The following is a 19,816-nucleotide window of genomic DNA, read 5'->3' on the forward strand; positions in this document are numbered from 1 at the left end:
TTATCGTCCTATGGTTTCAACGGCGCCACCCCAACGGCGCAGGGCTGTTTTCTCGAGGCCGTCAACGAGTAGAAACAGGCCCGTGCCCATACATCCAAGTGCGAGCAGGGCGGCAAACATCAAATCGGTGGCGAGTTCTGAATTGGCGAGTCGAATGAGATGGCCCAGGCCCGCACTGGAGCCGACAAATTCGCCGACTACAGCGCCAATTACACTGAGCGTGATGCACATTTTGAGTGCGGCAAAAAGGTAGGGAATGGCATTGGGCAAGCGCACTTTGAAAAAAATTTGTCGTTGGCTGGCCGAGAGCGACCGCATCAAGTCGAGGATGGATTTGTCAACTGATAAGAGACCGCGCGTGGTGTTGATCACAACGGGAAAAAAAGAAATTAGTCCCGCAATAATCACTTTTGGCAAAAGGCCAAATCCAAACCAGATAACAAAGACAGGCGCCAGTGCCTCTTTGGGGAAGGTCTGGGTGGAGATGACCAGTGGATAGAGCATCCGTTCAATCAGGCGGGATCGGGCCATTGCTATGGCGCAAAGTAGCCCCGATGACGCGCCTGTGAAAAAGCCGCCGAGGGCTTCGGTGAGTGTGACGAGGCCATGAGAGAACAGGAGGCGATGGGATGCGGCAAATTTGGACAGGATTTGAGAGGGCGGTGGGAGGATAAATGCAGCGAGGTCGAGGATCCGCACGACTATTTCCCACAAGCCGAGTAGCAGGATGATAAATAGCCCTGAAAGGGCGTATTCTCTGGCAAAAAAGCGGATTAGTTTCACAGGTCAAATAAGATGATTTGCGCGTGGAGAGAACCGGCCTGGCTGTGGTAATCGGGATTTTCATTCATCGCGAGAAATAGCGGGCCTTCGTAGGGTGAATAAAAATCGAAATAATTGCCCACTGAAAGAATGGGGCTATCGCCAATGCGTCCAACGAGCGCTCCCACATTTGTGCCGGGTAAGAGATATTGATCATCGGCGGGACGCCCTTCAATGCCATCGGGACCACACCAGACAATGGTAAGCGGACGCATCTCGGGAGACCACAGGCCCTCTGCAGTGATAATTACGCGCTGATCTTTTTGTATCTGGAGGTACATTTCTTGCCACACAGCGTTTGGACGAACGGTTTTGGTAATTGTGAACGCCACAGTTTCTCCTCGGTTTGGGGTATAAAACGGCTCGCAAAGTACGCCTGTAGAAAATACTTGTCAAGCGGAAAGTTCGAGAAAGAAATTGACTCGAAATGCTGTGATTTATATTATGTGGATGTTGAGAAATTTTTTGGAGGAGAGGCCTATGGATCGCAACACAAATTTTGATAAGACCATGAATACTATTATTGGGCGTGGCGCAGTTTCTGAAGGTCATTTTCGAATTGAGGCTGGCGTGCGTGTAGATGGGATCTTGAAAGGGGAACTCGAGTCATCCGGTACGCTGATTGTGGGGAAGTCGGGTGTTGTCGAGGCCAATGTGAAGGTGCGCGACGCATTGATTAGCGGGCGGATTGTGGGGAATCTGGTAGCTGAAGAGAAAGTGCATTTGCAGTCGCAAGCCACTTTTATTGGGAAAATTCAAACGGGTGTCTTGATCGTTGAAGATGGTGCTGTTTTTAAGGCTGACTGCGATGCGGGCAGTGAGATACAAGAGGTGCTGCGCGAGGAAGTGTAGTGCGTTTTTCAGAAGATGCAAGCCCAGAGCGACCGGTATGAATGCCGATTGCTCTGGGCTTTTTTTATTGCGCGCGTGCTACGGCTGTAACGCGCTTGGCAAATTGGGAAAGGTCATCCATGAGGGAATAGACCGTGGGCAGGAGCACGAGGGTTAAAATTGTTGAGATGGACAGTCCGGAAATAACCACCAGGCCGATTGGTCCCCAGCGTCTTGAGGTGCCTTCGGCATTGCCAAAGAGCATCGGCAATACCAGCGGCATCAGGCCAATGATCGTGGTCGTGGCGGTCATCATAATCGGACGCAAACGGTCTTGCCCACCGCGGATAATGGCATCGCGGCGAGTAAAGCCCTGCTTTCGGTATCTGTTGATGTGATCGACCAGGACAATGCCGTTGTTGACCACGATGCCAAAGAGCACGAGAAGACCGTATTTGGCATTGCTGTCCATGGCGATTTTGAAGGTGTAGAGACCGAGCGCGACACCGATGAATGCGAAGAAGATGCAGAACATAATGGTGAGGGGATGGACATAGGATTCAAAGAGCGAGGCCATGATGATGTAAATGAGGATGAGTGCTAAAATCAAGGTCTCGTAGTCCTGATTCTGTTCTGCATTCATAGACCTGAAGCGCCGGTCCATTTCATAGGTGTATCCCTTGGGCAGGGGCACGCCTTCCATGCGCATTTTCATAATCTGGCCCACGCGAAATACGGCCTGCTGGTCTGTATTGGCAAAAACCGTTACGGTTGACATACGGTCTTCGCGTCGAATGGTGTTGGTGCCCGTTGTCAGATCGAAATCCGCCAGGCTGGAGAAGGTGACCATGCCGCCGTTGTCGCTTTCAAACTCCGTTGTTTTGAGCTGTTCAAGAGTGGCGCGGTCTTCTTCGCGCAGCAGTACTGTGATGTCGATTTCACCATCGGGAGTTTTGAAATTGGAGCCACCGCGCGAGCCGAGTGCAGAGGCGATGGTGGTTGCAATATCGCGCGGCGAGAGGCCATAGCGCTGGGCGCGCTCGCGATTGACTGTGACGCGAATTTCCTCGGTTCCACTTTCGAGGCTGGTTTGTATTTCGTGAACGCCGGGCATACCCTGCATACTGGTTTCAATGTCTTCGGCCAAAATAGCCAGTGTTTCCTGGTTGCGCCCTTTGAGTTGAATGCCAGCCCCCACGGCAGAACTACCACGGCCACCTCCGGATTTAAAACGCACACCCGGAATGTCTTTGGGCAGGAGTGCCATAACTTTGCGTTGAACTTCATCTGTGGTGAGTTTGCCTTCGTCTGCCGGCGTGAGATAAAGGGTCAGGCGGGTGCCACGCCGACCGCTATATCGGCTGCCAATGGCTTCGATGTCGAGTTCGTCTTTTAAGGGGATGAGCATGTCTTCGGCAATTTTGAAGATCTCACGCGCTTGATCCACATCGTAACTGCGGGGCATTTCAATGGTGAGCCTTACAGCGCGGCTGGGCTGATAGCGGAAGGGTTGTTGTTCTACTTTTCCGTAGATGTAGTTGCCCATAAATAGCAAGACACATGCCACCGAGAGCGTTGCCCATCGATAGTGAAGGGTGGAAGAGACCAATTTGGCATAGAGGGCTTTGGGGCCGATTGATCGGTAGCGGAAATAGAGAAAGACGGCCAGTGCAATGACGGCGGGAAAACCGATTTTGGCAAATGTCGGAAGTTCGCTGATGGTCTTATTGAAATTTGCCCACACACCTGCATAATCAATTTTGCTGAAGTCCGTGTAGTAAATAAGTGTACCCAGGCCGAGCGCGGCTACGAGACCGACGATGCTCTTGAGTATGCGATCGAGGATTTTACCGTCTGCATTGAATGCGCGAGAGGCTGCTAACGGGATGAGGGAGAGCGCGATACTAAATGAGGCAATAACAGATATGATCACGGTAATGGCAAAGTCGCGCATGAAGAGCGAGGTGCGCGAATCGGTGACAAAAATGACCGGAATAAATACGCAGATGGTGGTGAGCGATGCGGCGAGGACGGGAAGTCCGATTTCATCGCTACCTTCGAGCGCGGCGTGCCTGGCATCTTGTCCCTCTTCGAACCGCTTGCGAAAGATATTTTCGAGGGCTACGACTGCGGGATCGACGAGCATGCCGATGGCGACCATCAGACCCATCATGGAAATGAGATTGAGGGTTATGTTCGATCCGGATTGACGCATGAAATACATGATCAGGAATACGGTGAGCACGCTGATGGGGATAGCAGAGCCGATGATGAGCGTGCTGCGGAAATTGCGAAGAAATATAAAGATGGCGATGACGGCTAACAGGCCTCCCAAAATAGCAGATTGGCTGAGGCTGGCGATGCTATTTGTCACGTCGATGGATCGGTCGCGCACTATGTGCATTCGGAGCCTGTCTTTGCCGACTTCCGAGTGAATAAGGGCGAGTTCATCGCGCACGAGTTTGCAGACATCGACCATGTTGGCCGTTGAAGCTTTCTGGACTTCAAGGTTTAGCGCAGGACGGCCGTCGAGGCGTTCAAAACTGCGGGATTCGGGATAATCGTATGTGACATCGGCAACATCGTCGAGGATGAGATTGGGACGAATGGGCAGTTCGCGAATTTGATCAACGGTTTCAAATTCGCCCATACTGCGAACGGCGAGGCGTTTGCTGCCTTCGGTAACATATCCCGCAGAGACATTGATATTGTTGTTATTCAGGGCGCGATTGATGGTGCGGAAGTCCATCTTATAGGCTGTCATGGCTTTTTGATCGACTTCGATGAGGAGGTCTTTTTCTCGCAGGCCCTCGAGTGCGACATTGGCGACGCCTTCGAGACGCTGCACTCGGGGCAGGATCATTTGATTGAATACGTTGACGAGTTCCTGGTTGTTTTCGCCAAGCCATGTGAGGGAGTATTCGAGAATGGGAAAATCTTCGGTGTCGAAGCTGCGAACGTCGATGCGATCGACATCGGCGGGCAGGTCGGCGCGAACTTGATCGAGGCGATCGCGGATGTGAACACCGATGAGGTCCATGTCCGCATCCATCGCAAATTCCATGCCGACGCGCGCACTGGATCCGCTGGATGAGGAACTTATGCTTTCAACGCCCGACAGCGTGCCGAGGATTTCTTCGATAGGACGCGTGATGAATCGCTCAATTTCTTCCGGGGAAGAGGAGGGATAATTGACAGAAACAAATATGCGCGGAAATGTCAGGCTGGGCAGGTATTCGAGCGGCAGCCTGAATAGGGATATAAAACCCATCATCATAATACTGAGCACAATCATAATGGTGCTAATGGGTTTATTAATAGCAAATTCGCTGAGTTTCATGGTTCCTCCTTCCTACTTATAAAATCTGCGCGAATAGGCGCGTCAATTCATTTTGGTTTTGACGAAAATAGTCGTGCGATTGTTCCCCAGATAGAAGTTTCAAACAATGGTTTCCACAAATACAATGCTCTCGGGATCGAGGCGACGGTAATCGGCGATCTCGTAGCGGTTGCCATCGGCGTCTCGCAGGATCACGCGCACGTCGTCAATTACGCGCACGTCGCGCTTGCTGCTGGGGATTTCAAATACGCGGTGTCCGCGATCTGTTTCCACATCCCATGTGGGTACGTGAAAATTGGAAACAATGCTATTTATTTTTAGAATGCGCGGCATAAAATATGCCTGTTCGAGTGCTATTTCCAATGCATCTCTGCTGTCTGGGTCGAGATCGGCCATGTCGCGCACTATGCCTATTTCGCCGCCGTCTGAATCGTGGAGCACGATGAATTTTGTAGATGCGTTGAGGGGAAAAGCGCGTTGCACACCAATCCGCTCGTGGATTTCACCGCGCAGGTCGAGTGTGAGATCGTCAAAATTGTCGAGATACAGACGAATGTCGCGGGGCGAGAGAAGGGAGAGGTCGCTGGTCAGATTGGGGAGTGAAGACATTGATATACCTTTATTCGCTACCACGCGCGGAGTTTGGACAGTTCGGTTTGCATGCGGCAAAGACGCGCGTAAATACCATCGTAGGCGATGAGTTCGGCGTGTGATCCCATCTCGGCGAGTTCGCCTTTGTCGATGATGAAGAGGCGGTCTGCGTGTTTTAGCGTGGAAAGGCGATGGGCGATGGCAAAGGTCGTGCGCCCTTGCACGAGTCTGTAAAGGGCTTCTTGAATCTGTGATTCTGTCTCGGTATCCATGCTGGAGGTGGCTTCATCGAGAATTAGAATGCGCGGGTTTCGCAGGATCGCACGCGCAATGGAGATGCGCTGCCTTTCGCCGCCCGAGAGCCGAACGCCGCGTTCACCTACGGGTGTGTCGTAACTATCGGGTAGGCGAAGAATAAAATCGTGGGCATTGGCTGTTTTGGCGGCTGCGACAATTTCATCGAGTGACGCATCGGGGTTGCCGTATGCGATGTTCTCGGCTATGGGACCATTAAATAGAAAAGGGTCTTGCAGAACGACGCCGATCTGATCGCGCAGGGATTTGAGGGTGACATCGCGGATATCGCGTCCGTCGATTAAAATCGCGCCTTCTTCAATATCGTAAAATCTGCAAATCAGATTGATCAGGGTGCTTTTGCCCGCGCCAGAATGCCCGGCAAGGCCGATCATTTCGCCGGGTTCAACGGTAAAATTGAGATTTTTGAGAATGGGTTTGCCAATTTCGTAAGAAAATGTCACGTCGTCAAATTGGATGCGCCCATCAATGGCGGGCATGGCGTATGCAGAGCGCCTGTCGGTTACGTCGGGTTGTGTATCGAGCACTTCAAAGACGCGTTCGGCAGAAGACGCGGCTCGCTGGAAGCGGTGGTTGAGGCGACAGAGGCTTTCAACCGGGCCGTAAAAACGCCACATGTACTGCGTAAATGCCACAAAGTTGCCCAGGGTCAAAGCGCCGTCGAGAACCGAGGTGCCCCCCACGAGCCATATAATCAGCGTTCCGATAGATGTAATAAAAGCCATGACGGGACTGAAGATGCTGCGAATGCCCGCAATTTTGATTTCGCCCTTGAGAAGGTCTTCACTGCGCGTCTGAAATTTACCCACTTCGCGGTTTTCTTGTGCAAAGGCTTTGACCACGCGCACGCCGGGAATGGTGTCGGCAAGGAGTGCGCTGATGGCAGCCCAACGCCGAAACAGGCCGCGATAGGTTCGATGCAGGCGGTGACCAAATTTGAGGGTTGCAATAATCAGAAGGGGCGTGGGGATTAAAACGAGGGTGGCGAGTTTGATATTCATCGTAAAGAGAATGATGCATATAAAGGCGATGGTAACGATGTCGCGGATGATTTCTTGCAGGCCATCGCTGATAAAATCTTGCAGGCGCCCCACATCCTGGGTGATGCTGGCCATAATGGTGCCGGTTTCGCGTTCGTTGTAGAAGCTGAGAGAATGTCGATGGAGGTGCTGATAGACCTCATTTCTGAGGTTATAGGTGATTTTCTGTCCAAGAACGGATAGGATATACGAGCGTATGGCGCGAAGGCCCGATTGCGAGAGGTTGATCAGCAGGAGCAGGCCCACGAGGAAATAGAGGATTTGGTATCCGGTTGGTATCCCAAATATGCTGTTTGTGATGCCGCGGAAGAAGGTCGTTTCATAATCTGCAGAAGGTGCGAGTACACCATCGATGAGGTCGCGCATCAAAAGCGGTGGGGTAAGGCTAATAAAGGTCGAGGTGAGGAGCAGGGCAAGGCTCAGCGTTCCGAGTTTCCAGAAGGGACGCGCATAGGCGAGCAAGCGATACAGCAGTCTGCGGGTGTCGAGACAGTTGGTGCAGACTCCCACTCTGCGCGAAATGATTGTGCCGCACACGTCACACCGCCTGCCCGAAATCGCGCGTCCAAGTTGGCCTTTGGCGATTTTGTCTTCGGTTTTGCGCGCGTCTTTTACAAGAGCCTCAAGTCGGTGTGTTATCCGATTAAATTTCTGGTTCTGACCTTTGGTAAATCGCGCGAGTGTAGCGCCTGTGGTTGCGGTGCGAACTTTGAGCAAGCTGTTGCCAAACAGGTCTTTGACTTCGAGATTGGTAATTTCTGAAAGTGGGATGCGCTCTGTGTGTGGCGTGGAATCGCCATTGGGGCTAATTGCAAACAGGTGTTTATCTGTGGCGAGGAGATAAGCGATGCCATACGTGCCGTCGAGACGGATGTCGGTACTGGCCGATAATTGAACCGTTTCGTGCGATGGGATAAGGCCATCTAAAATGTGCTGCGGAGGGATTTCCAGCAGATTTATCTCGGAAGCGTTTGCCACAGATCAACTCCTGCTAAAAAGAAAGTGTTTACTTACTTATATAAGTTACTGGAATTTGGCAAATGCGTCAAGACAAGATAGGAGTGGTATCCGCAGATGGACGCAGATGGACGCAGATAGATGCAGATGAAATATTACAATCGGATAGGAGGGGGTCAGGCGGATTTAAAAATGCGCTGCCAGAGGGTTGGCTTTTGAGATCGCTGCCATGCTTTGAGCCGCGATTGCCAGTCGTGCGAGCATTCGGGCAGGAGGGGGAAACGCTTTTGTATGTATTCTTTCTGCGCTTCAATATTGACTTTGGCTGTGGGCGCGTATGTTGGCAAAAGCGAGCGGTTGGCGAGTTGCCGCTTTTTGCTGGCTTCGATATTTTCATGCGCGAGGCGCAGGTTTTCGAGGTAGCGATATGTCAGGTCGCGCACCCATGCGTTGTATTGTTTGCACAATCGGTCGAAGGTGCTGATGGTCTCAAGGAGATCAGATGCGCTCGCAGGCGGTGTTTCCAAATTGGGATGATATTTTTCTGGTAGTGCATTCAGACCGAGTGCTTCGCATATCTCGTTGTCGTTGGAAAATGTGCGGATGAGTGTTTGCGCGAGGGGACGAATTGCTTTTTGCAATGGCGCGATTTTTTCGCTTGCGCGTTGCAGATACTCTTCGGCCTTTTTGAGGTGTTCTTCTGCGTCTTTGCGTTCCTGGAGATGTGCGGGAAGTACATTGTTGTCGCGCAGGATTTTGCCCGCCATGCGATGTTCTGCATCGGGGCGGAAATACGCTTTTAAATCGAGCGGCTTGCCTTTGCCGGGAATATCGGTATCGTCTGATACGGCATCGCGCAGCATTTCATCGGGCGTGCGCCTTTCGGGCTTTCCATCAGGCGTGCGTCTGATTGTTTTGTTCACTATATTCCTCCGGGAATTTGGCGGGTAAGTCAGTTGTGGTAAATATACCCAGAACCGGGTCTCATATCAAGAAGCAGAATAGCAATTGTTTTTTATTTCAAATAGGAGATCGCATATGATCATTACACATGTTCGCGCAGTACAGCCCGATGCGGATCGCGCACCTGGTGGTTGGCGCGGATCTATTGGACAGATTCTGGTGCGGATTGATACGGATGATGGGTTGTCGGGATACGGTGTTGGTGGCGGCGGCCCGGCGGGTATTCACGTGGTTCAGACGGTGTTGCGCGAGGTCTTGATTGGCGCAAATGCCGGGGATGTCGAGGGATTGTGGGATGCGATGTATCGCCATACCGCGGCTTATGGTCGCAAAGGGATTGCGATGATGGCGATTAGTGGCGTGGATTTGGCATTGTGGGATTTGCGGGGCAAGCGGGCGAATAAACCGCTCGTCGAAGTGCTGGGTGGAACGCGAATGGCAGTGCCATCTTATCGCACGGGGTGGTCTCGGGATGATCTTGAAGGCGCACTCGCGCTGGGCTATAAGGCATTAAAATTTGGCATTGGTGGGATAGATCCCCACACTGAACTGAATGCCATAGCCGATTTTTTTGCGGATGTGCGAGCAACCGTGGGTGACGATATTCAGTTGATGTGCGATGCGTCAATGTCGTGGGATGTGGAGGGCACGTTGCGCGCTGCGGATCGGTTGGCTGAGTTCAATTTGGACTGGTTGGAAGAGCCGCTTTTGCCAGAGGATTTTGACGGCTATGAACGGTTGATGCGCGAGAGTCCTATTCCAATTGCGAGTGGCGAGCACGAATATACGGCGCGCGGATTTGAGGATCTGATGCAGAGGGGGTTACACGCTATTTATCAACCGGATGTGTGCTGGTGCGGGGGATTGACAGAGTTGGTGAAAATTTACGCGTTGGCGAAGGATTACGATGTCGCGGTGTGTCCACATCGCGGGGGAGAGGTGTGGGCACTGCACGCGATTGTCGCGCTCGATCCCGATCCCCTGGCTGAAAGTGAACGTCCCTGGATGACGTGGGTGCGCGATCAGCCAAGAGTAATGGATGGCAAAATTGCGCCAGGTGAGGGACCGGGTTTTGGGGTGTGGTTCGACGATGATCTGTGGGAATAACCCATTAAGCCCGGTGGAAAATCCACCGGGATCTTTTTATTTTTCAAAAAGTGCTTTGCGCTGTGAGGTCACGTTTTCAATGGGAATGGGTTTGGAGAGGCCGACTTTGAAGGCGAGCATCCACATGACGAAGATGCCAAAGAACAGCATGAGGAGTTGCCAGACCCAGAGCGAGGGCAAACCAAAAGGTGACCAGGTAGCCGGGGTATTGGGGTCGGAAAATAGGGTGTTGCCAACTGTGGCAAAAGGCCCAAACCCAACGAGGAACCACAAAACTGTGAGGATCCACGCCGGTGTCACCCATTTCTTCTGGTCTTCGGTGAGGCCAGAGACGGCCTGGATGAAGGTGTGGTGTTTTTCGCGTTTTTCGCGTTCTTCGCTGTTTTCGGATCCAAATTTCGAGACGAGCAAGGCTATGATCAAGTTGGCGAATATGCCCCAGCCCGCGCTGTGAATGGTGAGGGGAAATGCGCCCCAGGGAAGTCCAAATACGGATACTGTGCGGTCGGTCAGGGTGACGGCGATAAGGCCAGCAACGAGGCCCCAGACCACGCCTTTGCGAGTGAGCCAGGGAAAGTAACACACGCCCATGAGAGCCGGGTACATCTGGAAGCCGTAGGCTACGGCCAGGCCACCGAGCATGACGATGGCGCCGGTGAATTGTGCGGCGACGAATAGCGCGACCACTGTGACGACGATGACGAAGATGCGCCCACAGAGTTTTTGCACGCTGTCCGATGCGTCGGGGGCGACGTATTGTTTGTAGAGGTCGCGGGTGACCATGCCCGAGAAGGTGGACATGTAGGCTGCTCCTGTGGATTGCATTGCGGCGAGGGCACAAACCGCGAGCAAGCCGACGAGCCAGGGAGCCGAATCTGTGAGCAGGTTGATGAGTTGGGGAACGAGGTTTTTGTCATTGGCGGATTCAAAGATGCCGTTTGCAATGAGGATGTTGCCCCCAATGCCCTGAAAGATGGTGAAGGTGAAGAGGATGATGCCGATGATAATCGAGGATGCCACGACTTGCTGCCAGCGGAAGGGCTCGCTGGTTTTGTTGGAAAAACACCACATGGAAAAGGCGGGTGAGGATTGAATGCCCATGAGCGCGAACATGTAAGTGAGGCACATCATGCCGGTCCAAACGCTGCCCTGTGCTTCTGCCCCTGAAGATACGGCCTGGATCGTTCCCGGCATAGCCACGATGTTTGAGTGGCCGGCAGGGGTGAGTTTTTGACCCGATGCGAGGTCTTGTTTGACATAATTTGCGAGGCCGTCGGTAAATCCGCCCCAACCTCCTGTAAAGCTGATGGCGATGCCACCGAGGATGATGATGCCGAGGGCGAGCAAGATGCACTGGGCGCAGTCAACATAGGCTACGGAGCGAAGACCACCGGATGCGACGTAGATCATAACAATGGCAGAGAGGGCAAACATGCCAATTTCAATGCCGATCATGCCGTCTGTGAGTACGTGAAAGAGGTCGCCAGAGGCGCGGAGTTGTACGCCGAGATAAGGTACTGAAAAGAGGAAGGCTACGAGAACCGTGAGCAGGCGCATGGCATTGCCACCGTAGTAGGTGGTGTACATTTCGCCGGGGGTAATGTGTTCAAAAGCTCGACCAACAACCCATTGGCGGCGCAAAAAGAGCACGCCGGTAAAGGGAATTGTGAGGGCGTAGAAGGAGGCGAATGCGTAGGGCAGGCCATCGATGAGGATTTTTCCGGGGTGTCCCACAAAGGTCCAGCCGGAAAAGCTGGTGGCGGTGGCCGCGAGAACAAATACCCATAAGCCAATGGTGCGCCCGGCCACGAAGTAGTCGGTTGATGTACGCGAAGAAATGGCGCCTCTGACACCCCAGAAGAGGCAATAAGCCCAGTAAAGTCCCACAAAAGCAAAAAGCCAGATTAGTTTAGCGTCCACGAAAAGCCCTCCCTGTTATGCCTGTATAGCGATGCTGTTGGCGCTTACATCATAATATTTCAAAAACAGAATGGCAACCTTTGATTTCACCATGCAACCATCGCATCTTTGAACAGGTTCTCCAGGTCTTCGGCTGTTGCGGGACGCGGTGAGAGTTTGGTGACGCGGTGCTGGGGGAGGGTGCCTTCGACGAGTGCGGGGATGTCGCTTTCGGTGAATCCGATTGCTGACAGGCCATTGGGTACTTCGAGTTGTTTCATCAGGGCGACGATTTGATCGGCGAGGATGTGGCCCGCTTCGTCGGGAGATGCGCTGGAGATGTCTGCGCCCATAATTTGTGCTGCCCGAAGGTGGCGGTCTGGACGCGCGGGGCCTGTGAAGCGAAAGACGGGAGGGGCGTTGAGGACGACGGACATGCCGTGTGGGATGATGGCGTGGTCCGTGATCATGCCTTTGGGTTTGAAGTCTCTCACCATACCTGAGACGGGATACGACATGCCGTGGCAGAGGTGAACGCCTGCATTGCCAAAGCCGATGCCGGCGAGCGATGCGGCGAGGATCATTTGCGCGCGGGCTTCGTCGTCATCGGGGTTGCGAACCGCGCGGGGCAGGTATTGCGTGGTCATTTCAATGGCTTTGAGTGCCCACATGTCGGAAATGGGATTGGCGCCCTGATAGGCGGGGCGTTCGATTGGGCGATGGGGCCTGGGGCGTTCGGTATAGGGGATGGCAGTGAAGGATTCGAGGGCGTGGCAAAGGACATCGAGGCCGGTTGCCGCCGCGATAGAAGGCGGCATGGTGCGCGTGTTTTCGGGATCGACAATGGCGAGGTCGGGTTTGAGATAGCGGTGTGCGATGCCGGTTTTGACGTGGCGGTCAGAGAGGTCCATAATGGCTACGCCCGTGGTTTCGCTTCCCGTGCCGGCTGTGGTGGGTATGGCAAAGAGGGGTTTGACGGGGCCGGGAACGGGTTTGCCCTGGCCGATGGGTGCGTTGATATAGGCGAAGAAGTCGTCGGGATAGGTTGCAAATAAGTTGGCTGCTTTTGCCGTGTCGATAGATGACCCCCCCCCGATGGCGACATAGCCTTCGTAAGCGCCTTCTGTGGCGATGGCAATGGCGTCTTTGAAAGAGACATCTGTGGGTTCCACGCGCACGCGGTTGAACAAATCGTATTCTATGCCTTCGGATTCCAGGCTCTCTCTCGCGGTTTGAACGGGGGGGAGATCGACGAGGTTGGGATCGGTGATGACGAGGACGCGCTTGAGGCCCATGTCGGACAGGTCCATGCCGATCTCTCGCGTTGTTCCCACCCCGAATCGCAGGTTTGAGGCGCCCATTTGAAATGCGGTGTCTTTGTTCATGTGTTGATTCCGATAATTAGCAGTTTTGATATAGTTGATTTTTCAGGTACATCGCCCAGTGTTCGCTAAGCGATGCACCGTAATTCGATCTCTTGCCTCACATGTCCATGTCCATGTCTTCGTCCGCAGTTGCGGCAATATGGCCCTCGATTTTGCCGATCATTTCATCGGCGGTGTTTTCCTTAGTCAGGGTTTCCATCAGGGCCTTATCTGAGGGGTTGATGATCAGGACCAGCCCGGTCTTGTTATTGGTTTTGAGGTGTTGCTCTATGCCGAGGGCTGCAGCCAGCAGGCGAGCTTGGCCGGTACGGTCTTCGTCGGTCACGTCCAGGATGAGAAAGAGAACAGGCTCGGCAGACATGGTTTCTCGAACTTCGTCGAGAATGGGCACCAGTGCTTTGCAGGAGCTACACCAGTCGGCGTGTACTTTGACCACGTACAGGGCTGGCGTGCCTTCGCCTTCTACTTCGACGGTGCCTGCAAAGGCGGAAGATGTGGTGAATAAAAAGGCGAGGGCGATGAGGGTGCGTCGGGCTTGCATGGGTGTACTCCTTGGAATGGGTGAATGAGCCACGTCGTTGACTCGGGTCTGCAATAAGATATGTGTTTCTCTAACTCAGGTAAAAAAAATAAGTTGCAAAAAACAGACTGGATTACTGCGTCTATCTTTCGCGATGTCTCAATCTATCGACCGCCACGGCGATGACGATAATAATGCCGGTGACGATTTCTTGCACCCAATTTGGCAAGCCCATTTGCGAACAGCCAGATCGGATGACGGTCATGATCAATGCGCCGACCACGCTGCCGAGTACTGAGCCTTCGCCGCCCGAGAGGCTGCCCCCGCCGATGACAACGGCTGCGATGACGTCGAGTTCGAGGCCAACGGCGACCGTGGGATCGCCTACGGTGAGGCGCGAAAATTGGAGGAGTCCGGCTATGCCCGCGGACGTTCCTGCGAGGGCATAGACGAGTAATTTGGTGGCTTCGACGCGGATACCGCACAGGCGAGCCGTGTTTTCATTGGATCCAATGGCGACGATGTGTTTGCCGGGGCGGGTATAGGCGAGGAATCCGCCGGTGAGCAGGGCGAGGATGATGAGGAGCCATACGCCGGGCGGGAATATCCACCACGCACCTTGCGGTAGTGCTGCGAGCAGGTCAATAAGATAGGTGAGGGGGGCGTCGATTTTTTGTTCGCTGGCCAGTCCTTTGGCAATGCCGCGCACGAGCAGTAGCGTGCCGAGTGTGACGATAAAGGGCACGACGCGAAAACGGGTGATGATCAGGCCGTTGACAAGGCCACACAGTGCACCTGTGAGTATGCCGACGAGCGCGGCAACAGGGGGTGATAGGTCCGCCTGGAGCGATGCGGCGATGGTGACAGTGGTCAGGGCTATGATGGAACCGACGGAAAGATCAATACCTCCGGCAATGATGACGAGGGTCATGCCGAGTGCTGCTGTGCCGACGATGGCGGTTTGGCGTGCGATGGTTTCGAGGTTGCGGCCACTGCTAAAGCTGTCGGGACCGAGAATGGCGAATAGGCCGTACACTGCAAAGAGGCCGATCAGAGGGGCAAAGCGCGATAGATGATTCACAGTGCGACCTCCTGTCCCGTTGCTTCGAGCATGAGGCTGTGTTCGCTGCACTGATCAACAGGACGCGCTGGGCCGAGTTGACCACGGTACATGACGGCGATGCGATCGCATATCCCGAGGAGTTCGGGCAGATAACTGCTTACGAGGAGAATGGCTTTGCCCTGTGTTGCGAGTTGGTCAATCAGGTGGTAGATGTCGGCTTTGCTGGCTATGTCAATACCGCGCGTGGGTTCGTCTAAAAGGAGGCAATCTACGTCGTGGTGGAGCAGGCGGGCGAGCGCGACTTTTTGCTGGTTGCCACCGGAGAGGTCTGCAATGGACTGTGCAGGTCCCGATGTGCGAATGCCGAGGCGAGATATCCACTGGCGGGCAATGGCGCGCAGTTTTTTAGGGAGGATGATCCCGCTGGGTAGGCGCGATAGGGTGAGGTTATCGGTCAGACTCATCGATTGGGCGAGACCCTCTTCTTTGCGGTCTTCGCTGAGCAATCCCATTCCCTGAGCGAGGCGCTGTGCAGGTGTTGCGCGGGCAGTGTTGTGCGCGAAGGTGATATTGCCTTTGCGGATGGGGGCAAGGCCAAAGAGGGCGCGCAAGAGTTCTGTGCGGCCAGCACCGATGAGTCCACCTATGCCGAGTACTTCTCCGCGGTGCAGGACGAGAGATGCGCTGTGAGGGAGAGGGGCTCCAGCGAGATCTGTGAGGTTGAGGAGGGGTTCGCCCGGCGTGCGTTTGGAGCGCGGGAAAAAGTCGTCAATTTGCCGGCCGACCATGAGGTGAACGATGTTGGGTATGGGCGTTTGGGCGACCGGGCCACTGCCGGCTTTTTTGCCGTCTCGGAGGACTGTGAATTGATCGGCGATTTCTTTGATTTCTTCGAGGAAGTGCGAGATATAGACGATTGCCAAATTCCGCGCTTTCAGGCGTTGCATCACGCGAAATAGACGGTTGGCATCTGCGCGCGTGAGGCTGCTGGTGGGTTCGTCGAGGACGAGGACGCGACATTGAACAGATAGTGCGCGCGCAATTTCTACGATTTGTCGTTCGGCAATGGTGAGGGTGCTCACGCGGGCGTGGGGATCGATATCGGCATGGTCGAGTTCTGTTAGCGCGTTTTGGACAAGGGCGTGCATGTCTGATTTTTGCAATAATCCGCGTCGCGTGATTTCCATTCCGAGGAGGACGTTTTCTACAACAGTTAGATGGGGTGCGAGGGAGAGTTCTTGATAGATCATGGCGACGCCCTGCTGGCGCGCCTGGAGGGGATTGGCTGGCGCGAAGGCCAATCCGTCAACGGTCATTTCTCCTGCATCGGGTTGCAAGGCTCCCGATAGCACTTTCATCAAGGTGCTTTTGCCTGCGCCATTTTCACCGATGAGGGCGTGGATTTCGCCGGCTGAAACGGCAAAATCGACATTGTCGAGCGCGATGGTTGCGCCAAAGGTTTTGCGAATGCCGTGCATGGCAAAGCGCGGATGTTTGGGAATGGACATAGAGGATGTGCCTGACCGCTTTATCGGACAAATCCCAACGTGCGGTGGATAATGTGCGGGTCAATCACGACAGCGGGTTTTGAACTGGGTGTAATTTGTTTTCCGAAAGCAGAAGCAAATGCGAGGAAGTCCGAGAAGCCTACCATACTATCTGCATCAATGTCGAATCGCGGGTCAAAATCCGGGTCCGAACTGCTCTTGCCAAAGTGGGCAGCGAACAGGAGGAAGTCCGAGAAGCCGATCGTGAGATCGCCGTCAAAATCGAAAATTTCGAGTGCAACCGTGGGGGTGAATCGAACTTTTTCGAGGTACGCAAATAACAGGTCGAGATCCCGAGATGACTCAGAGATTAACACATCTGTTTCTCGCTGCTCAATCCTGAAGTCTGTGGTTCCGCGGTGTTTTATTGCGAGCACGTCTTCGTAGGCAGTCTTGAACTCTGTCGCATCCCGTTCCGTATCCCATGTCGTGAACAGGACGAGCGCGGGTGCGCCATCGCGGTGTTTGAGGACGACATACTGGTCGCCATGCCAGCCTGCGGCCGCTGCGTGTGATGGGGTGTTGACATCAAAGGTATTGAAGATGATTCTGAGTCCAAATTCGCCCAGTGTATCTCGATCCAGCAATTCCCAGTTTCCTGCGAAGGATTCATTTGCCAAATCAGGAAGTGCGATCTCCTCGGGAGATTCTCCTGCGAAGTATTTGGCCGGGTGGAGGATGTGTTCCATAGACATTGGCAGATTGGTGTACGCGCGATTCACTGTTGCCCAACCCCCGCGTTTTTTCAGGTCAAATACAAAGGCCAGTCCGCGAAAGTAGATTCCAAGTTGCTGTTCAAATATAAAATCGGGGGTTTCGTCAATCGCCTGGACGACCTGTGGATCGGACTCTACATCTTTGAGGTTGCGCTTGACTTCGCCAACCGTTGTGTTGGCAATCGTGTTTACGAATTGTTGTAGTTGGGCATCTGACATCGCTTGTCCAGCGCGATCTAAAGACCAGAGGTATTCCACCAGCGTTGCATCGCCTTCTGCCAGAGCTTGACGGGCTAATAATTCATCGCTGTTTGTAGCGCTGAGCAAGCGGTCGAGTCCAAAGTGCTGGTCCTGTAGCACATGCGTAAGTTCATGGACTACGATTACTCGAAGCTCTTGTATGGGAATTGATCCTATCGGGATGTTGATAGAACGGTTTGCGGGATAGTAATAGGCACCTATTTGGCTCTGTGAGGCTCTTATCAGAGCTTCGAAGTCGAAGGGAATACCTCCGTGGTACAACCCGATGGCGCGAATGAATAGATCGTAGTTTTGACGAATTGTTTGCGGTACAGTCTGATTGAACTCATCGTTTATGAATGCGGTGATTTCCGCGTTTGTCTGATAGCGTATTGTGAATGGCTGGATGAAGTTGAGCGATCGAATTGACGATACCTGTGGCTTAATCGTTTCGCTCATCGCAGTCAGGCCGGGTAAGAACTGCGATAGGGCGATTGAGGGGGTGGCGGTGATAATTATTGCAATTCGGAAAAGTTTTTTCACCATTTTTTCACCATTTATTTGAGCCACTTATCCAGATCGGGGGTTAATACATCTTTGATGTCAGGATCGTTCATGTTGTCTTTGGTGACGAGGGCAACGCCGGTGTCAACGCGTTTTTCAACGGGTTGGTTTTGGAGGTGTGCTACTATGGTTTTGACGCCGAGGTAGCCCATTCTAAAGGGGTTTTGCAGTACAAGCCCGTGGATCTGGTCGTTTTCGAGGGCTTCTACGAGTTTTTCCGAACTGTCAAAGCCGATGAATATGACACTGCCAGCGAGGCCCGCGTCTTGCAGAGCGCGCAGCATGCCAAATGTGGTGGATTCGTTGGGGCAGAAGATGCCCTGGATGGTGAGTTTGCCATCTGCGTCTTTCAAGGGAGCGAGCAAGTTTTCGCTGGCCTGATACGCGCTTTCGGTGGTGGCGCCGCCGTGTTGGTTTGATGAGGTGATCTCGATGTTTGTATGCTCGCCAATTGCGTCGAGGAAGCCCTGTTCGCGTTTCATTGTGCTGGCAGAGCCTTCCTGGTAACGCAGCATGATGACTTTGCCCTTTTCGCCCAGGCGTTGGGCCATGTCGGCACCTGCGAGGCGTCCTCCGCGATAATTGTCGGTGGCGACAAAGGAGGCGAAGTCATCGCTTTGAAGGCCGGAGTCGATGATGACGACCGGGATGCCGCTGCGCACGGCATTGGCGACGGGTACGCGAAGGGCGGTGTCGTCGAGGGGCGCGAGCACAATGCCCGAAACGCCGCGAGAGATGAAGTTTTCGACCAGTGCGATCTGGTCTTCGCGGTCGTCTTCTTTGAGCGGGCCTTTCCATATTATTTTTATGTCTAACTCGCGCTGTGCTTTGACTGCGCCTGCGTGAATCGATTTCCAGAACTCGTGGGTTGTGCCTTTGGGGATGACAGCAATGGTCGTTTTTGCCGGGTCGGTTTGTTCACTGCCACAAGCGATAAAGAGCATGAGGGTCAATGAGATTAAGACGCGATTCATTCTTTTTTACCTCCTTCACGTATATCCTCATCAGAAGTAAGCCCCTCCCGGGCGATCCAGGATCTGTCCCATTTTTGGCCGCCGATGAGGCCGCCATCGACGACGAGGGCGTGACCGTTGACAAATGCGGCGTGATCACTGGCGAGATAGAGGGCTGCATGTGCGATGTCTTCGGGCTGACCCGCACGATGGATAGGCTGTCCGCCAGCGAGTTTTTCGGTCATGAGTTGATATGCTTTGTCCGATTCTTCGGGCGCGAGGTCCAGCGCCGGGGCAAATATGGGGGTGGCAATGCCGCCCGGGCATATACAGTTGACGCGGATGTTGTGAGGTCCCAATTCCATTGCCGTTGTGCGGGTGAGGTGTATGACAGCGGCTTTACACGCGCTGTACACATGCGGCGCATAGCCCGTGCGAAGGCCCGCGACAGAACCCGTGCTGATGATGCTGCCCGATCCGTGTTTTTTCATGATGGGAGATGCGTGTTTGATGCCCATGAAGACGCCGCGCAGGAGAATGCTTACGGTTTTGTCAAAACCCCGCATGGATGTTTCTTCAACAGGTCCTGCTACACCGCCGTATCCGGCGTTGTTAAAGAGGCAATCCAGGTGTCCAAAGTGTGAGACCGCGAGGCCGATCATGGCTCTGATATCGGGTTCCCGTCTCACATTGGTATGCTGGAAGATGGCGTTGGGACCGAGTTCTTCAGCGACGGCCTGACCCTTATCTTCCTGGATGTCTGCGATGACGACTTGCGCGCCTTCTTCGACAAAGAGGCGAGCAGTTGCGCGCCCAATGCCGCTCGCGCCACCCGTGATGATCGCTACTTTTCCTTTGAGTAATCCCATTAATAACCCTCTTTAGACGACGTTGCGTGTCAAACATATCCTATTTGGGTGATTGGATATGGGAAGCATACTAATTTTACATGAATTAGTATGA

General features: G+C 53.6%; 16 protein-coding genes. 2 read left to right on the forward strand and 14 right to left on the reverse strand.

All coding sequences use genetic code 11. The features are described from left to right. The gene (locus OXH16_20125) at positions 1 to 783 is read right to left on the reverse strand and encodes an ABC transporter permease (GenBank protein MCY3683714.1); all 783 of its coding nucleotides are present in this window, start codon (positions 781 to 783) and stop codon (positions 1 to 3) included. Next, positions 780 to 1,154 carry a hypothetical protein gene (locus OXH16_20130; GenBank protein ID MCY3683715.1) on the reverse strand — a complete coding sequence of 125 codons (375 nt, stop codon included), beginning with the start codon at positions 1,152 to 1,154 and terminating at the stop codon, positions 780 to 782. The genes OXH16_20125 and OXH16_20130 overlap by 4 nt, the downstream gene beginning before the upstream one ends. Positions 1,155 to 1,302: 148 nt before the next feature. On the opposite strand from OXH16_20130, the gene OXH16_20135 reads away from it, so the two are divergent. Then, positions 1,303 to 1,674, forward strand: a complete 372-nt coding sequence (locus tag OXH16_20135) for a polymer-forming cytoskeletal protein (protein MCY3683716.1) — start codon at positions 1,303 to 1,305, stop codon at positions 1,672 to 1,674. 64 nt (positions 1,675 to 1,738) lie between these two features. Here the strand turns inward: OXH16_20135 and OXH16_20140 are convergent, their stop codons facing one another. The 4 genes from OXH16_20140 to OXH16_20155 form a co-directional block, all read right to left on the reverse strand. Then, the gene (locus OXH16_20140) at positions 1,739 to 4,993 is read right to left on the reverse strand and encodes an efflux RND transporter permease subunit (GenBank protein ID MCY3683717.1); all 3,255 of its coding nucleotides are present in this window, start codon (positions 4,991 to 4,993) and stop codon (positions 1,739 to 1,741) included. A gap of 99 nt (positions 4,994 to 5,092) precedes the next feature. Beyond that, on the reverse strand, positions 5,093 to 5,602 hold the full coding sequence (locus tag OXH16_20145) for a DUF1854 domain-containing protein (protein MCY3683718.1): 510 nt from the start codon (positions 5,600 to 5,602) through the stop codon (positions 5,093 to 5,095). Positions 5,603 to 5,619: 17 nt separating this feature from the next. Continuing rightward, the gene (locus OXH16_20150; GenBank protein ID MCY3683719.1) at positions 5,620 to 7,917 is read right to left on the reverse strand and encodes an ABC transporter ATP-binding protein; all 2,298 of its coding nucleotides are present in this window, start codon (positions 7,915 to 7,917) and stop codon (positions 5,620 to 5,622) included. Positions 7,918 to 8,072: 155 nt separating this feature from the next. After that, positions 8,073 to 8,819, reverse strand: a complete 747-nt coding sequence (locus OXH16_20155) for a DUF1992 domain-containing protein (protein ID MCY3683720.1) — start codon at positions 8,817 to 8,819, stop codon at positions 8,073 to 8,075. A gap of 115 nt (positions 8,820 to 8,934) precedes the next feature. Between OXH16_20155 and OXH16_20160 the strand changes: the two genes are divergently transcribed. Continuing rightward, a complete protein-coding gene (locus tag OXH16_20160) occupies positions 8,935 to 9,966 on the forward strand; it encodes a mandelate racemase/muconate lactonizing enzyme family protein (protein ID MCY3683721.1) in 1,032 nt (343 codons plus the stop codon). A gap of 36 nt (positions 9,967 to 10,002) precedes the next feature. Here the strand turns inward: OXH16_20160 and OXH16_20165 are convergent, their stop codons facing one another. The 8 genes from OXH16_20165 to OXH16_20200 form a co-directional block, all read right to left on the reverse strand. After that, entirely contained in the window at positions 10,003 to 11,886 is a 1,884-nt protein-coding gene (locus OXH16_20165) for a sodium:solute symporter family protein (GenBank protein MCY3683722.1), read from the reverse strand. A gap of 86 nt (positions 11,887 to 11,972) precedes the next feature. Next, positions 11,973 to 13,250: an iron-containing alcohol dehydrogenase gene (locus OXH16_20170; GenBank protein MCY3683723.1), complete on the reverse strand. Its 1,278-nt coding sequence runs from the start codon at positions 13,248 to 13,250 to the stop codon at positions 11,973 to 11,975. Between the two features lie 97 nt (positions 13,251 to 13,347). Next, on the reverse strand, positions 13,348 to 13,791 hold the full coding sequence (locus OXH16_20175; protein ID MCY3683724.1) for a thioredoxin family protein: 444 nt from the start codon (positions 13,789 to 13,791) through the stop codon (positions 13,348 to 13,350). A gap of 121 nt (positions 13,792 to 13,912) precedes the next feature. Continuing rightward, entirely contained in the window at positions 13,913 to 14,851 is a 939-nt protein-coding gene (locus tag OXH16_20180; protein MCY3683725.1) for an ABC transporter permease, read from the reverse strand. After that, a complete protein-coding gene (locus OXH16_20185; protein MCY3683726.1) occupies positions 14,848 to 16,341 on the reverse strand; it encodes a sugar ABC transporter ATP-binding protein in 1,494 nt (497 codons plus the stop codon). Before OXH16_20185 ends, OXH16_20180 begins: the two co-directional genes overlap by 4 nt. A 20-nt stretch (positions 16,342 to 16,361) precedes the next feature. After that, positions 16,362 to 17,882, reverse strand: a complete 1,521-nt coding sequence (locus OXH16_20190; GenBank protein ID MCY3683727.1) for a hypothetical protein — start codon at positions 17,880 to 17,882, stop codon at positions 16,362 to 16,364. A gap of 11 nt (positions 17,883 to 17,893) precedes the next feature. Then, the gene (locus OXH16_20195; protein ID MCY3683728.1) at positions 17,894 to 18,874 is read right to left on the reverse strand and encodes a substrate-binding domain-containing protein; all 981 of its coding nucleotides are present in this window, start codon (positions 18,872 to 18,874) and stop codon (positions 17,894 to 17,896) included. Further along, positions 18,871 to 19,722: a glucose 1-dehydrogenase gene (locus tag OXH16_20200; GenBank protein MCY3683729.1), complete on the reverse strand. Its 852-nt coding sequence runs from the start codon at positions 19,720 to 19,722 to the stop codon at positions 18,871 to 18,873. Before OXH16_20200 ends, OXH16_20195 begins: the two co-directional genes overlap by 4 nt. Positions 19,723 to 19,816 lie beyond the last annotated feature (94 nt).

It is taken from the genome of Gemmatimonadota bacterium (assembly GCA_026705765.1).
GTDB lineage: Bacteria > Latescibacterota > UBA2968 > UBA2968 > UBA2968 > VXRD01.

Coding starts and splice junctions, on each gene's coding strand:
- OXH16_20135 (MCY3683716.1), top strand. CDS start 1,303: ATGGATCGCAACACAAATTTTGATAAGACCATGAATACTATTATTGGG.
- OXH16_20140 (MCY3683717.1), bottom strand. CDS start 4,993: ATGAAACTCAGCGAATTTGCTATTAATAAACCCATTAGCACCATTATG.
- OXH16_20145 (MCY3683718.1), bottom strand. CDS start 5,602: ATGTCTTCACTCCCCAATCTGACCAGCGACCTCTCCCTTCTCTCGCCC.
- OXH16_20160 (MCY3683721.1), top strand. CDS start 8,935: ATGATCATTACACATGTTCGCGCAGTACAGCCCGATGCGGATCGCGCA.
- OXH16_20170 (MCY3683723.1), bottom strand. CDS start 13,250: ATGAACAAAGACACCGCATTTCAAATGGGCGCCTCAAACCTGCGATTC.
- OXH16_20175 (MCY3683724.1), bottom strand. CDS start 13,791: ATGCAAGCCCGACGCACCCTCATCGCCCTCGCCTTTTTATTCACCACA.
- OXH16_20185 (MCY3683726.1), bottom strand. CDS start 16,341: ATGTCCATTCCCAAACATCCGCGCTTTGCCATGCACGGCATTCGCAAA.
- OXH16_20190 (MCY3683727.1), bottom strand. CDS start 17,882: ATGGTGAAAAAACTTTTCCGAATTGCAATAATTATCACCGCCACCCCC.
- OXH16_20195 (MCY3683728.1), bottom strand. CDS start 18,874: ATGAATCGCGTCTTAATCTCATTGACCCTCATGCTCTTTATCGCTTGT.
- OXH16_20200 (MCY3683729.1), bottom strand. CDS start 19,722: ATGGGATTACTCAAAGGAAAAGTAGCGATCATCACGGGTGGCGCGAGC.